This window comes from Bacillus cereus group sp. MYBK195-1, from assembly GCF_051916605.1.
Lineage (GTDB): Bacteria > Bacillota > Bacilli > Bacillales > Bacillaceae_G > Bacillus_A > Bacillus_A cereus.
The window spans coordinates 51,089-65,379 of sequence record NZ_JBQAGZ010000011.1 but is presented as its reverse complement, the minus strand read 5'-3'; the positions used below and the strand labels follow the sequence as shown (position 1 = coordinate 65,379).

Below are 14,291 nucleotides of genomic sequence, written 5' to 3'. Positions count from 1 at the left end.
TATTTTTTGGGTATTATTATACATGTCGATTCCGTGAAAAAGGCATGCTCCCTTATTGAGAGCATGCCTTTTTTTACTTATTTCACAGTATATGAACCTTGTTCAATCCAGCTATACATATACTTTTCATCTTCTGTTTCATGTGCTTGTTTTACAATACGAAGCGGACGGAATGTGTCTATCATAACAGCTAATTCAAGCGTCTCTTTCTTCCCTATACTTGCCTCTGTTTTCCCCGGATGCGGCCCATGAGGAATCCCGCTCGGATGAAGTGTAATAGAACCTTCTTCCACACCTTTGCGACTCATAAAGTTTCCTTCTACATAGTAAAGAACTTCATCACTATTAACATTACTATGATAATATGGTGCCGGAATTGACTCTGGATGATAATCGTATAAACGTGGTACGAAAGAGCAAATAACAAAATTATGTCCTTCAAATGTTTGATGTACTGGCGGTGGCTGATGAATGCGCCCTGTAATTGGTTCAAAGTCCTCTACATTAAATACCCACGGATATAAATAGCCATCCCATCCAACAACATCTAACGGGTGGTGTCCTAAAACATGTTTATGCATATAGCCTCTTGATTTTGTCATTACGACAAACTCGCCTTTTTCATCATATGTCTCTAATTTTTCTGGACCACGAAGATCTCTTTCACAAAACGGACTATGCTCTAACAATTGTCCGTATTCATTTCGATAACGACGCGGCGTTGTAATTTGGCTATTTGCCTCTACAACAAGAAACTTAGTCTCTCCTTCATCTGGAATAACACGATAAATCGTTCCAATTGGAATCGTTACATAGTCGCCTTTTCTATAGTGAATCGTTCCAAACATCGTTTCAATTTTCCCTGTTCCATAATGAACAAATAACATTTCATCGCCATCACCATTACGATAGAAATAATCCATTTTTTCTGTTGGACTCACTACTCCAATTAACAAATCTTCATTTCCAAGTATGAAATTCCGTCCACTTATTGCATCACCACTTTTTTTACTTTCTTTCGTTCGAAAGTGGCGATGAGAAAGAGCAACATCCTCTTCATACTGCAACTGACAAGAATGCGATAATGCAGAATGACCTACTTCTGTTGGCATATAATGATGATACAAAATAGACTGCGTACCAGAAAAACCTTTTGTTCCCATTACCTGTTCACGATAAAGCGACCCATCTTTTTTACGAAATTGTACATGTCGTTTATGAGGTAGTTCTCCCATGTGACGATAAAACATGCCCATCACCCGCTTCCTTTTCTTTTTTGATCGTATTACGTAGTGTACCTAAACCAGTAATCGACAGTTCTACAACATCTCCATCTTGTAGCCACTCTTCTGTACCCAGTTCTAAAATACATCCTGTTCCTACTGTCCCAGAACCAATCACATCTCCTGGATATAACGTAACGTCCTCTGAAGCACGTTCAATCATTTCAGCAAATGTATAGTAAATATCTTGGAAGTTTCCTTTTGATAATAGTTTTCCATTTACATGAGCAGTCATTTCTAAATTATATCGATCACCATTACGATAAACGTCTAATTCCTCTTTCGTAACGAGATGTGCTCCTAATGAAGTTGCAAAGTCTTTTCCTTTCGCTGGACCGAGACCTACTTTCATTTCTGTTGCTTGTAAGTCTCTCGCACTCCAGTCGTTCATAATACAATAACCAAAAATATATTCCTCTGCTTGCTCTCGAGAGATATTTCGCCCTTCTCTTCCTATTACGCAAGCAATCTCCAACTCATAATCAAGCTTTTTAGACTTTTTCGGACCAATTACAAAATCACCGGAACCAATTACAGCACGATGATTAGTAAAATAAAAAACCGGAATATCATACCATTCAGGCACAACATCTAATCCTCTTCGTCCGCGAGCTGTTTTTACATGTTGTTCAAATGCGTAAAAATCTCGAATACTACTCGGATTAGGAAGAGCAGCTGTCAATTGTACTTCTTCTAAAGCATATATACCCTTATTTGGATTCTTAATATTCCGCACTACTTCTACATACTCATCCGCTTTCTCTAAAAAATCCATCATAGAAGAAGGGATTTTCCCTTCACTAGCAAGATTCATATCTATTACTTTGTCACCTTCAAGCCATCCAGCCCGTAGTTCTTTTGAAGGAAGACGAAATGTAACAAATTTCATCCTGATTCCTCCTTATAAAAATGAAATTTCCACCAGCAAAGGGACTTTTGCTGGTGGATACAAATCTTATAAGTTTCCGCGACGCTCTTGTTCTCTTTCAATTGATTCGAATAACGCTTTAAAGTTTCCTTCACCAAATCCACGAGAACCTTTACGTTGAATGATTTCAATAAATAAAGTCGGACGATCTACAATTGGTTTCGTAAAGATTTGTAGTAAGTAACCTTCATCATCACGATCTACTAGGATCTTTAATTCTTTTAACTTATCAATTTCTTCATCGATTTTTCCAACTCGTGCAGTTAGCTCATCGTAATAAGTATCAGGTGTATCTAAAAACTCCACCCCATTTGCACGAAGCGCTTCAACTGTTTTAACAATATCACTTGTTAATAAAGCAAGATGTTGTACACCAGCTCCATTATAGAATTCTAGATACTCTTGAATTTGTGATTTTCTCTTTCCGTCTGCTGGTTCGTTAATAGGAAACTTAATACGACTTCCATTCGTCATAACTTTCGACATTAACGCCGAATACTCTGTACTAATATCGTCATCATCAAAATGAATCATTTGTTTAAAGCCCATAACATTCTCGTAATAACTAACCCACTCTTCCATTTTTTCAACATTACCAACTACATGATCAACAGCAATTAAACCAGACTCTTCAAATGGAATATTAAATTCTACCTTTTGGAATCCTGGCATAAATGCCCCTTTATAATTTTTACGCTCTACAAGCGTATGAATTGTATCACCATACGTACCAATAACTGCTTTTTTCAATGTACCGTCCTCATCTGTTAATTCCTGTGGTGGAGCAATTGCGACGGCACCACGTTTCACTGCTTCTGAGTATGCTTTATCAACATCATCAACAAGTAGTGCCACATCCTTCACGCCATCACCATGAGTCTTTACAAACTCTGCAATACGATTTTCACTACTTAAAGCTCCAGACACAACGAAACGCATATTTTTTTGCACAAGAACATAAGATACCTTTTCACGGTTTCCAGTTTCTAATCCAGAGTAAGCCACAATTTTGAATCCGAACGCTCTCGCAAGATAATAACTCGATTGCTTTGCATTCCCTACGTAAAATTCCAAATGATCTACATCACGTACTGGAAAAAAGTCCTCCATTTGTGCAGCTAGCGTATCCATAGATTTTTGTTTCATAATATCTTCATCCCCCTGTAAATAGATTAAATGGTCCATACTTAAAACCAACCGAAAACGCTTCCAACATTAATTAATAGAAATTAGTTAGCAAGCTAACAAATTCTGACCTTTTAAATTTTCTATCTTTTCTGTCAAATTCCTCTTTTTTTCTTACATATAAAATTCGACTTTTTTCTCTTTGAAATAAAGCGGGATTTTATTCAGTGGATTTTTGATTATTCGTTGAATCAAGTTTCAACCGCAGCGTTTAATTAGCATTGAATGCTGGATAATGAGGTAACTTTAATACTTGAAGGTATATAAGAAGAATATAAAAAAGACTCCAACATATTAACTACTTACTAATACGTTAGAGTCTTTATTTTTTTTGAATGATTGTATTTATATATCTCATACTAATACATTTGCAAGGAATAGAATAAATGATGTTAATATTACCGCTCCACCTAAGGATCCTAATAAATCTGTTTTTGTTACTTGAAACGCTTGTTCACTGTTCATATCCCTCATTCTCCTTCCTTTTTTGTTTGATTTAAAACTTCTATTATACTAATACACTTGATAAAAATACAATTAATGCTGTTAATACTACCGCTCCACTTGCTGATCCTACGAAGTCACCTTTTGTTACTTGTAATACTTGCTCTTTCATATCATTTATCCTCCTTTTTTTCTTTTGTTACAAAGCTTCTATTATACTAATACGCTTGATAGAAATACGATTAACGCTGTTAATACTACCGCTCCACTTGCTGATCCTACGAAGTCACCTTTTGTTACTTGTAATACTTGCTCTTTCATATCATTTATCCTCCCTTTTATAAGTTATCTATATGTAATTTCTAAGAAATGTTTATTTCATAGTTTTTATGTTAACGTTACATTAAATTTGATAACGTAACGTTTGTAACATTAATGTAACATAACTATTATTACGTTGCAATATAATTACGTAAAATTTATTACACTTTTTTTACGTTTTTTTATAATAACCCTCAAAAACCTTTATTTAATGCATTTTTCACTAAGTTCACGTTTGTAACATCTGTGTAACATTACAGTCATAAAGTGAAATGTAGTCATATTCCTCTCTATTTTTGTTACAAATTGTTTATTTAGTGCCACTAAACCTATCTAATCTTTACTTACTTTTAATATGAGATAAAATACCGTCTTTCCAAGATAAGTTTATATGTTTCCTCTATATAACTATGTATAATAAAAACAAAGAGGTGGTCATTTTGAAATTAATCGCATTAGATATGGATGGTACACTACTATCATCTAATCTTGAAATCTCCAAAGAAAACCTACAAGCAATCCAAACTGCACAAGAAGCCGGTCATATTGTAATGATCTGTTCTGGTCGTGCGAAAGAGGATGCTTTAAAGCTATTGGAAGAATATAAATTATCTCTTCCAGTCGGAGCAAGCAATGGGGCTATTGTTTATGTGGATGGAAAAGTAATTAACTCGCGTTGTATACAAAACGACAAAGTGTACAAACTTGCAAAATTACTAGAATCTGAAGGTTTCCCATATAAGCTATATACGAATAAAGGAGTTTATTCTCCATATACATGGCAAGATCAAGTGATGCAAGCATTCGAAGAAAATAAGCATGCGCTTGATGTTACATTAGAGGAACTTGAACGAATTACAGAAAAGCAAAAGAAATCGAACCTAATTACTGATTTCAAAAAAATAGAAGATGTTGTGAATAACCAAGAACTAGAAATATCTAAATTCTTCATTTTAACGTTTAATGCAGCGCATCGCGCACAGCTATTAAGTATATTACAAGAAGATGCTGATATTATGGTTACAGCATCGGCTCCTACTAACTTAGAAATTATGGATAGGAATGGACATAAAGGAAACGGGATACAGCAGATGGCAGCTCATTTTAATATCCCTATTGAAGATACAGTTGCTATTGGTGATAATTTTAATGATGTACCAATGTTAGAAGTAGCAGGCTTATCTGTTGCAATGGGCAACGCTGAAGAAGATGTAAAAAAGCTATGTGATGTTGTAACACTAACAAACAATGAACATGGTGTTGCTCACGCAATCGAGCAATTTGTATTGAAACAAGCTTCATCTAGTATATAAAAAAAGGACTCTTTCAATCTCTGAAAGAGTCCCTTTTTTATACGTGATGACAAGCAACAAAATGCTCTGCACCAACATTACGGAATTCTGGTACTGTTTTTTTACAAACATCCGTTGCAAATGGGCAACGTGTATGAAAACGACAGCCCGAAGGTGGATTTGCTGGACTTGGAATATCCCCTTCTAGTATAATTCGCTCTCGCTTCACTGTTGGATCTGGTATTGGAACAGCTGATAACAATGCTTTCGTATAAGGATGTAGCGGATTGGTAAATAACTCATCACGCGGTGCTGTCTCCACAATCGTACCTAAATACATAATTCCGATTTTCGTACATAAATGTTCTACTACACTTAAATCATGCGAAATGAATAAATAAGATAATCCCTTTTTCTCCTGTAACTCACTAAATAAATTAATAATTTGTGCTTGGATAGATACATCTAGTGCCGCCACAGGTTCATCAGCTACAATGAATTCTGGATTTAATACCATAGCTCTTGCGATTACGATACGCTGACGTTGTCCACCAGAAAACTCATGGGGATACCGGTCAATATGATAAGGAGCTAATCCACATAACTCCAATACTTCAATTACCTTTTCACGAACATTTTCTTTCGTCGCTAATCCGTGGGCCAACATTGGCTCTCCAAGCGCTTCTCCAATTCTCATTCTCGGATTTAATGAACTAAATGGATCTTGGAAAACGAGCTGCATATTAGGGCGATGTTTTCTTAATTCATCCTTGGATAAAGAATGAACATCTTTCCCTTTAAACTTCACTTCTCCCTCCGTTTTTTGAACGAGGCGTAAAATTGTTTTTCCTATTGTTGTTTTTCCGCTCCCTGATTCACCAACGAGACCAAACACTTCACCTTTATTAATAGTAAAACTTACTCCATCAACTGCTTTTACATGCCCAATTGTTCTACTAAATACGCCACCCTTGATTGGAAAATATGTCTTTAGGTTTTTTACCTCTAATAATGGTTCACTCATTGTTCCGCACGCTCCTCATATAACCAGCAAGCTACTTTATGATTTTCATCATTTACATTTAGATTTGGAGCTTCTTTTTCACATATTTCCATACAATGCTCACAACGCCCACTAAAGTAGCAAAACTCACCTAAACCAACTAAATTCGGAACTTGCCCTGGAATAGAATATAGTTTATCTATTCGTTTTCCCATTACTGGTTTTGATTTCAATAATCCTTTCGTATAAGGATGTTTTGGATTTTGGAATATCTCTAGTACTGGAGCTTCTTCAATAACTTTCCCGCCATACATAACGACAACATAATCAGCCATTTCCGCTACGACACCTAAGTCATGTGTAATTAATAAAATCGACGTTTTAAATTCTTCTTTCACTTGTCTTAGTAGATCCAATATTTGAGCCTGAATGGTAACATCAAGAGCTGTTGTTGGTTCATCCGCAATTAATAACTTAGGATTACAACTAAGTGCAACAGCAATCATAATACGTTGTAACATCCCGCCGCTCAGTTCATGCGGATAAGAATGGACGATTTCATCAGCGCGGGCTATGCCAACTTTACGAATTAACTCAATTGCCTTCTTATATGCTTCATTTTTACTAAGTAATTCATGCTCCCTTAACGTTTCTACAATTTGCTCTCCTACAGTGAAGACGGGGTTTAGCGATGTCATTGGTTCTTGGAAAATCATTGCAATATCATTACCTCGTAAACTACGAAGTTCTTTCTCTTTCATTCCTAAAAGACTTTTTCCTTCATATAAAATGTCTCCACCCACTACACTGCCTGATTCAGCAATAAGCCCCATAATAGATAAAGCTGTTACACTCTTCCCGCAACCTGATTCTCCTACTACACAAACTGTTTCCCCTTCTCGAACCGCAAAGCTAACATGGTTCACAGCCTTTACTGTCCCCTCGTCAGTTTGAAAATGTGTTTGTAAGTCTTTCAGCTCTACTACCGCTTTACTCATATCTTCTCACCTACCGTCTCATCTTTGGATCTAACGCATCACGAAGTGCATCACCAAGTAAATTAATTGATACAACTGTTATAAAGATTGCAAAACCGGGCGGAATCCATAACCATGGACGCTTTTGGAAATCGATTAATGAGTTAGCTGCGCTAATCATGTTCCCCCATGATGGTGTAGGTGGAACGACTCCGAGGCCTAAGTAACTTAGTGCGGATTCTCCCAAAATAGAACCTGCAACACCTAATGTGGATACAACAATTAAAATGGGTAAAACATTAGGTATTAAGTGATATATAATTTTCCGGTAATCTTTTATTCCTAACACATCCGCAGCTTGCATAAATGCTTGCTCCCTAAGTGATAAAATTTGCCCTCTTACAAGGCGTGCAAGCCCTGGCCAACCTACTAGACTTAAAATAATCATAATGACATACAAACGATAATCAGACGGTACTTTCCACTCTGATAAAATCGCACCCATTATAATAAGTAACGGTAATCCTGGCATTGACATTAAAATATCTGCAAGCCGCATAATAATATTGTCCACAATCCCACGATAAAAACCTGCAATCGCTCCTAATAAAGCTCCAAGTATAACCGATAAAACCATTGAAGCTAAACCAATGGTTAATGAAATACGTCCCGCTTGCATAAGCCTTGTTAAAATATCTCTTCCTAATTGATCTGTACCAAGCCAATGAGAAACACTAGGTGGTTTGTTAATGAGCGCAACTTGTATTTTCCCTGATGCATATGGAGAAAAGAACGGACCGATAAAACAAAATAAAAACATAAAAATTAATGCATAAAACCCTACAAGTGCCATCTTATTTTTCTTTATCTTTTTAAAAGCTTGTCGCCATGGTGATGATTCGCTTCTGCTCTTTTTTTCTTTTTTTTCTGTAATTACTGTAACAGTCTCCATTTCTTCCTCCCCCTTACTTCAACCGAATTCTTGGATCAACAACTGCATATACGATATCTGCTAAAAAGTTTGAAACGATTGTTAAACAAGAAAGAAACATCGTAAATGCCATCAATACTGTATAGTCACGGAAATTTAATGCTTCTAATTGAATATTACCAATCCCTGGCCAGTTAAAAATTTGTTCAATAATAATTGCCCCAGAAAACAATCCCGGTAATTCAAATGCTAATAACGTAATTGCTGGTAATATTGCATTTTTTAATGCATGCTTATAAATAACCGTCTTCTCCTTCAAACCTTTCGCTCTTGCTGTTCGTATGTAATCTTGTCTTACAACCTCTAACATACTTGTTCTAAAATACCGAGTTAGCGAGCCGACCCCAAGAAGTGTCAAAATAAATACTGGTAAAATCATATGTTTTGCAACTTCTATCACGTAAGCAAATCCTGTTGAATTACTGCCAACATCAATCATTCCACCTATCGGTAATAACTTAAAGTCAACCGCAAACACCTTAATTAAAAACAAGCCGATAAAGAATGAAGGGAATGACATTGCTGCAAAAACACCGATTGTTACAAGTTTATCGAATAAAGAATGTTGTTTCGTCGCCGAGAATACACCGATAATAAGTGCAATTAGCCAAATAAAAAACAATGCAATAATTGCTACACTAAAAGAATTCCAAATAAATTTATTTAATAATGACGTTACAGGCTCTTGATATTGAAGCGAGAAGCCAAAGTCCCCTTGCAATGCATTACCTAACCAATGAAAATAACGCTCAACAATCGGTTTGTTCAACCCATATAATTCCCTCAGTTCAGCTGCTCTTTCCGGTGTAATTTTCGGGTTTGAATCAATATAATCCCCAGGAAGAAGTGCGAACAGGACGAAGATAATAATTGATGTACCAAGCAGTGTAGGAATCATTTGTAACAACCTACGAACAATATATGTTTTCACCCTTTTTCTCTCCAATCTTATGCTTAAAATAGAAGAACATTTTTTCAAAGCGGCACATTACTAACCGAATGAAAAAATGTCTTCTACTTATACATTCTTATCGTTATTTTTCAAATGATAATACCGGTAAGTTTGCACTAATACTGTTGTACTTTTCAGGATCAATTCCTTTTATATTCCCGTTATAACCAGTAATTGTTCTACGGTAGTTTAATAGAATTACTGGTGGATCATCACTTAATTCTTTATACAATTCTTTATAAATAGGTTTACGCTTTTCGATATCTACAGTTTCAATACCTTTTTGAATTAGCTCATCTACTTTTGCATTCTTATAACCAAGACTAGTTTCATTTGCAGTAGACAAATATTCACCAGCTGTTTCACTCGGGTCACTTGTAATCGGTGTCGAAACAGAAGCTAAATCATAATCTCCTTTGTTTACCTTAGAAAGCATCGTATTAAAGTCCATAAATTCAGGATTAAACTCTACACCTATTTCTTTATAATTCTCTTTCGCAATCGGAATTAATAAATCACTATCTTTAGCCGAACTTGGACCGAAATAAGAAAGTTTTAATTTTTGACCATCTTTTTCACGAATTCCATCCGAACCAACTTTCCACCCTGCTTCATCTAATAATTTTTTCGCTTTTTCTTTATCGTATTCGTATTTATTAACTCCTTCTTCCGTATAAGCCCAAGAAGTTGGATGAATTGGTACATTGGCTACTGTACCGTATCCTTTTAACGCTGTATCAACATATTTTTTGCGGTCTAATCCGTAAATAAGTGCTTGGCGAACCTTTTTATCCTTTAAGTAAGGCTTATTATTATTCATATAAATATAACTAAATGACGGCGCTGTTTCGATTTGGATATTTGCGAATTCTAAAGCCTTAGCCTGTTCAAGAACCTCATCACCGGTACCTAAGCCAGTATGGTCAACTTCTCCTGTTTGGAATAACTGAAGCTTCGTATCACCAGAAGTAATTTTATAAATAAAGTTTTGAATTTTTGGTTTACCCGCATAATAATTTTCGTTTGCTACAAAACGAACTTCTTGACCTGGAATATACTTTTCAAATTTATATGGACCCGCAGCTAATGGCTTTCCATATAAATCTTTTAAGTAATCTAAGCTTGTATTTTGCTTATAATCTTTTCCATAATAAGCTTTTGATAGTACTGTACCTCCTAAAACAAATATAGCTTGTGAATTCACTTTTTCAGTTGTAATTTTAATTGTTTGTTGATCAACAACTTGAATACCTTCAATTGAAGTTGCTTTTCCTTCTTTATATTCTTTACCACCTTTAACGGCATATTGAGAGATATCTACTTCACCTTCATATGCCTTATCATGTAAAAGCGTCAATGTGAAAGCTACATCATCCGCCGTTAATGGCGATCCATCACTAAATTTCAAATCTTTACGTAAATGGAATGTATATGTTAACTGATCAGAAGAAACGTCCCACTTCTCAGCTAATTCTGGAATTGGTTTCCCTTGTTTATCGGTTGATACGAGAGATGCAAAAATAACTGAAGTTACGTTTCCATCCCAACCATTTTGTTGAAAGTATGGTAAAAATACGCCGCCTGGCTTACTAATACCAACTACTAACGTATCTTTTCTATTCTTCGCTTTGTCTGGCACTTTCGTTTTATCTGTCGCAGCAATCTTTTCAATTTTCACACTTTTTAAATCCTGCTGTTTAACCGGCTCTGTAGAAGCCGCATCCTCCTGTCCCCCACAAGCAGATAACACAAGCGAACTACTCAGTAATACCGAAAATACACCAGCCCATTTTTTTGTCTTTTTCTTCATTGTCCCCACCCTAACTTTTCTTTTTTTAATAATTAAACCTTATGAACTGCTTGCCTTATGTATGCCTCCCACAGCAACATTTTATAGCCAATCGGAAAAGTCGGTTTTAATCGTAAAAGAATAGATGTTTTTGAGGGGTAACAATCTTATTCCGACTTTTCCGGTAGACTTTATGGTTATTAGCTTATATCTTCAGTTATATTTTGTCAATTCTTTCTAAATAAATATTTCAAGAATTTTTTTAAAATTATTATTCTATCTTTAATTTAGGTAAACTTAATAAAACTCCGTTATAGTCACTTCTTATAATCCTTGAATTCGTGCATGATGTGTAGACACCATTTTGCTATTATTCAAGAAGATTACAGGCGGGGCTTCGCTTAACTCTTGATATAATTTTTTATAAATTTCCTTTCGCTTTTCAATATCCAACGTTTCTAATGCTTGCTTAGCTAATTCATCTACTTTCTGATTATAATATCCATCATAATTTCGTTTACTTGTTGAAATAAACTCTTCAATCGCTCTCTTTTATTTCTTATAAAAAAATTAAAAATTCACTTCTATTCGTTCAGCATGAAACATAGAATACTAATAACCAATTACCAAAAAGGGGGCGAAAATATGGACAACCTATTCCAATACGTCCTGCACTACGTATTATTAACAATTATGATAGTCGGAGCGCTATTACTATTCCCGTTCTTCCCAAAGTTCGTCCTCTTTTTAGCTTTTTTTATCATGCTCGGGATCGCTATTATAATTTCAACGAGAGAAGATGCCACGCAAAAAGAGAGCAGAGTTCAGCGCGTAAAGCTGTAACTTTGCTCTCTTTTTGTTTTCATTCACTAGTCTCTGTTACACATATTTATCCCGCTATTTGCCGTGCAGTAAGACCCCCACCTCAAAATTCAGCGAAAGCAAAAGAAGTTAGGTCAGGGTCGGGGTGCCCGTAAAAGCCCTCACTTTATCTCTCGGGAAATAATTAGCCTTTGTTTTTGTAATTACTCCTATCGAAAAACCACTAATGACATTTATTTTTCACCTTATCATTTTCATATGTTTCACAAACTATGCAAATTGAGGAAAATGGATTTATCTAAGTTACTGTTTCACGTGAAACACATCGCTTCATTTAACCTTTAAAGCAAAATATCATTATGAAGAAAGCCACTTCCTCCAGCAAAACTGAAAGGAAGTGGCTTTCTACTCATTACTCCACAATATTCTCTAATTCATTATATAAATCTGCTCGTAACAACTCTTTCTTCGTTTTTTCCTCATATAATTTTTCAAGTTTTTCAACATCAGCTACATGTTCCATTCCACATTCTATTGCATATATATCTTCTTCTACATGCATTAACTCATTTTCAATCTCTTCAAGATTCCTAGCTTCTTTCTCTTTTACAGGAACCGTTTCAACACTTTTTCTCCCTTGGCGTTTCTGCTTTATTACTTGCTTCTCAAGCTTTTCCTCCCACTTTTGACGAGCCCATGCATAATTTCCTGCAAACTCAAATAATTTGCATCTATCAATCCAGTACGTCTTTTCAAATAACTTATTTAAAAAATATCGATCGTGTGAAACAGCTAAAATCGTCCCGTTATATTGCTCAAGGGCTTCCTCTAAAACTTCCCTTGATTCAATATCAAGATGGTTTGTCGGCTCATCTAAAATTAGAAAATTGATGTCTTGATACATAAGTTGCGCAAGTCTTAATCTCATTTTTTCTCCACCGCTCAGTTGTGTTACTTTCTTAAACACCGCTGGACCATAAAATAAAAACTTAGCTAATATATGTCTTGCTTCTCCTTCTGTTACAGCCACATACTCTCTAAACGCTTCCAATACATTACTCTTCACATTTCCATACGTATGCTGTGATAAATAACCAATTTTGACACTACTACCAATGCGAATTTCACCAACGTCTGGATTTATTTCTTCTAATAGTAGTTTTAATAATGTAGTCTTTCCTGTACCATTACGACCAACGATAGCAGCACGCTCTTGAAAACGAACATGTAAATTCGCTTGTTCAAATAAAGGTCGGCCAGCAAAACCTTTACTCACTTCTTTCATTACAACAACATCTTTTCCGCTTCTCTCTTGCCCTTCAAACTGAAGACCCATCTGTTTTCTTTCTAAAATCGGCCTCTTTAATTTCTCTATACGCTCTAACGCACGTTCCATATTCCTCGCTCTTTTATGCAATCCTTCATTCGGAGGATTCGCTTGATTTGCCCATTCACGTAGGCGCTTAATTGCTTCTTTCATTTTCTTTATTTTCTTTTGCTGCTCTTGATAAGCTTGAAACTCTTGAAGTAACCTTTCTTCCTTCTCCTCAACGAACTGAGAATAATTCGTATGGTACACGTGAATCTCTCCATCTTCCAAATCCAAAATTTTCGTTACAACTTCATCAAGGAAATAGCGATCGTGTGAAATAACCATAACTGTTCCAGTATATTCTTTTAAAAACTTCTCTAACCATTCAACTGCAAACAAATCTAAATGATTTGTTGGTTCATCTAATAGAAGTAAATCTGGTTTCTGCAATAGCATATATGCAAGGCTTATTTTCGTCTGTTCTCCTCCACTTAATTCCGTAAATACTCTTGGAAATAAGTTTGTGACTTGTAAGCCATTTGCTACCTTCATTATATTTGCCTCTATTTCATAACCACCGAGAAATGCAAATTTTTCTTGAATTACTCCGTACCTCTCCATTAGCTTTTGCAAAGCAGATTGTTCCTGCTCCTCCGCCATATTTTTTTCTAGAGCATGCATTTCTTTTTCTAATTCCTTTTCTACTTTAAAAGCGGAACTCAATACATCATATACAGTCATGGCCTCATCAAATTTCGGAATTTGCGCCACATGACCAATACGTGTACCTTTCTTCATATGAATGGCTCCTGCATCCAAACTCTCCATTCCAGTTAGAAGCCCAAAGATTGTAGTCTTCCCACTACCGTTTCGACCAACTAATCCAACACGTTCACCGTTCTTTATTTCAAGCGATATATTTTCAAATATGATGTTTCCACCAAAAGATTTCGTTACATTATTTACACTACAAATAGTCATTTTCCGTACTC

At 35.6% G+C, this 14,291-nt stretch carries 14 protein-coding genes and 1 pseudogene; 2 read left to right on the top strand and 13 right to left on the bottom strand.

Going from position 1 to position 14,291, the window contains the following annotated elements:
- Positions 1-77: 77 nt before the first annotated feature.
- The 6 genes from ACTFRY_RS27625 to ACTFRY_RS27600 form a co-directional block, all read right to left on the bottom strand.
- Positions 78-1,250 carry a homogentisate 1,2-dioxygenase gene (locus ACTFRY_RS27625; RefSeq protein ID WP_013141710.1) on the bottom strand — a complete coding sequence of 391 codons (1,173 nt, stop codon included), beginning with the start codon at positions 1,248-1,250 and terminating at the stop codon, positions 78-80.
- Complete coding sequence (locus ACTFRY_RS27620; RefSeq protein ID WP_000674007.1) at positions 1,216-2,172, bottom strand: fumarylacetoacetate hydrolase family protein; 957 nt, start codon at positions 2,170-2,172, stop codon at positions 1,216-1,218. The genes ACTFRY_RS27625 and ACTFRY_RS27620 overlap by 35 nt, the downstream gene beginning before the upstream one ends.
- A gap of 66 nt (positions 2,173-2,238) precedes the next feature.
- A complete protein-coding gene (gene hppD, locus ACTFRY_RS27615) occupies positions 2,239-3,357 on the bottom strand; it encodes a 4-hydroxyphenylpyruvate dioxygenase (protein WP_000810922.1) in 1,119 nt (372 codons plus the stop codon).
- Between the two features lie 393 nt (positions 3,358-3,750).
- Positions 3,751-3,861 carry a DUF3948 family protein gene (locus ACTFRY_RS27610; RefSeq protein ID WP_136986197.1) on the bottom strand — a complete coding sequence of 37 codons (111 nt, stop codon included), beginning with the start codon at positions 3,859-3,861 and terminating at the stop codon, positions 3,751-3,753.
- 43 nt (positions 3,862-3,904) lie between these two features.
- Positions 3,905-4,012 carry a DUF3948 family protein gene (locus tag ACTFRY_RS27605; RefSeq protein ID WP_000664237.1) on the bottom strand — a complete coding sequence of 36 codons (108 nt, stop codon included), beginning with the start codon at positions 4,010-4,012 and terminating at the stop codon, positions 3,905-3,907.
- Positions 4,013-4,053: 41 nt separating this feature from the next.
- Entirely contained in the window at positions 4,054-4,161 is a 108-nt protein-coding gene (locus ACTFRY_RS27600) for a DUF3948 family protein (RefSeq protein ID WP_000664237.1), read from the bottom strand.
- A gap of 440 nt (positions 4,162-4,601) precedes the next feature.
- Between ACTFRY_RS27600 and ACTFRY_RS27595 the strand changes: the two genes are divergently transcribed.
- The gene (locus tag ACTFRY_RS27595; RefSeq protein WP_000766423.1) at positions 4,602-5,474 is read left to right on the top strand and encodes a Cof-type HAD-IIB family hydrolase; all 873 of its coding nucleotides are present in this window, start codon (positions 4,602-4,604) and stop codon (positions 5,472-5,474) included.
- A gap of 37 nt (positions 5,475-5,511) precedes the next feature.
- Here the strand turns inward: ACTFRY_RS27595 and ACTFRY_RS27590 are convergent, their stop codons facing one another.
- The 6 genes and pseudogenes from ACTFRY_RS27590 to ACTFRY_RS27565 form a co-directional block, all read right to left on the bottom strand.
- On the bottom strand, positions 5,512-6,477 hold the full coding sequence (locus tag ACTFRY_RS27590) for an ABC transporter ATP-binding protein (protein ID WP_001294519.1): 966 nt from the start codon (positions 6,475-6,477) through the stop codon (positions 5,512-5,514).
- Positions 6,474-7,454: an ABC transporter ATP-binding protein gene (locus tag ACTFRY_RS27585; RefSeq protein WP_000030767.1), complete on the bottom strand. Its 981-nt coding sequence runs from the start codon at positions 7,452-7,454 to the stop codon at positions 6,474-6,476. Before ACTFRY_RS27585 ends, ACTFRY_RS27590 begins: the two co-directional genes overlap by 4 nt.
- Positions 7,455-7,464: 10 nt before the next feature.
- Positions 7,465-8,385: an oligopeptide ABC transporter permease gene (opp4C, locus tag ACTFRY_RS27580; protein WP_000451080.1), complete on the bottom strand. Its 921-nt coding sequence runs from the start codon at positions 8,383-8,385 to the stop codon at positions 7,465-7,467.
- A gap of 13 nt (positions 8,386-8,398) precedes the next feature.
- Entirely contained in the window at positions 8,399-9,355 is a 957-nt protein-coding gene (locus ACTFRY_RS27575; protein ID WP_000860748.1) for an ABC transporter permease, read from the bottom strand.
- A 103-nt stretch (positions 9,356-9,458) separates the two neighbouring features.
- Complete coding sequence (locus tag ACTFRY_RS27570; protein ID WP_000730665.1) at positions 9,459-11,186, bottom strand: ABC transporter substrate-binding protein; 1,728 nt, start codon at positions 11,184-11,186, stop codon at positions 9,459-9,461.
- Between the two features lie 250 nt (positions 11,187-11,436).
- Positions 11,437-11,708: pseudogene (locus ACTFRY_RS27565) on the bottom strand (ABC transporter substrate-binding protein); the annotation flags it as partial.
- Positions 11,709-11,810: 102 nt separating this feature from the next.
- Between ACTFRY_RS27565 and ACTFRY_RS27560 the strand changes: the two are divergent.
- Positions 11,811-12,008 (top strand): hypothetical protein, encoded by a 198-nt coding sequence (locus tag ACTFRY_RS27560; protein ID WP_000369254.1) that lies wholly within the window; start codon positions 11,811-11,813, stop codon positions 12,006-12,008.
- A 391-nt stretch (positions 12,009-12,399) separates the two neighbouring features.
- Here the strand turns inward: ACTFRY_RS27560 and abc-f are convergent, their stop codons facing one another.
- On the bottom strand, positions 12,400-14,280 hold the full coding sequence (abc-f, locus tag ACTFRY_RS27555; RefSeq protein ID WP_098617132.1) for a ribosomal protection-like ABC-F family protein: 1,881 nt from the start codon (positions 14,278-14,280) through the stop codon (positions 12,400-12,402).
- Positions 14,281-14,291: the final 11 nt, after the last annotated feature.

Bases quoted from the DNA above. Each gene is read 5' to 3' on its own strand.
- ACTFRY_RS27625 (WP_013141710.1), bottom strand. From the start codon at position 1,250: ATGTTTTATCGTCACATGGGAGAACTACCTCATAAACGACATGTACAA.
- ACTFRY_RS27600 (WP_000664237.1), bottom strand. From the start codon at position 4,161: ATGAAAGAGCAAGTATTACAAGTAACAAAAGGTGACTTCGTAGGATCA.
- hppD (WP_000810922.1), bottom strand. From the start codon at position 3,357: ATGAAACAAAAATCTATGGATACGCTAGCTGCACAAATGGAGGACTTT.
- ACTFRY_RS27585 (WP_000030767.1), bottom strand. From the start codon at position 7,454: ATGAGTAAAGCGGTAGTAGAGCTGAAAGACTTACAAACACATTTTCAA.
- ACTFRY_RS27560 (WP_000369254.1), top strand. From the start codon at position 11,811: ATGGACAACCTATTCCAATACGTCCTGCACTACGTATTATTAACAATT.
- ACTFRY_RS27620 (WP_000674007.1), bottom strand. From the start codon at position 2,172: ATGAAATTTGTTACATTTCGTCTTCCTTCAAAAGAACTACGGGCTGGA.
- ACTFRY_RS27570 (WP_000730665.1), bottom strand. From the start codon at position 11,186: ATGAAGAAAAAGACAAAAAAATGGGCTGGTGTATTTTCGGTATTACTG.
- ACTFRY_RS27605 (WP_000664237.1), bottom strand. From the start codon at position 4,012: ATGAAAGAGCAAGTATTACAAGTAACAAAAGGTGACTTCGTAGGATCA.
- abc-f (WP_098617132.1), bottom strand. From the start codon at position 14,280: ATGACTATTTGTAGTGTAAATAATGTAACGAAATCTTTTGGTGGAAAC.
- opp4C (WP_000451080.1), bottom strand. From the start codon at position 8,385: ATGGAGACTGTTACAGTAATTACAGAAAAAAAAGAAAAAAAGAGCAGA.
- ACTFRY_RS27610 (WP_136986197.1), bottom strand. From the start codon at position 3,861: ATGAACAGTGAACAAGCGTTTCAAGTAACAAAAACAGATTTATTAGGA.
- ACTFRY_RS27590 (WP_001294519.1), bottom strand. From the start codon at position 6,477: ATGAGTGAACCATTATTAGAGGTAAAAAACCTAAAGACATATTTTCCA.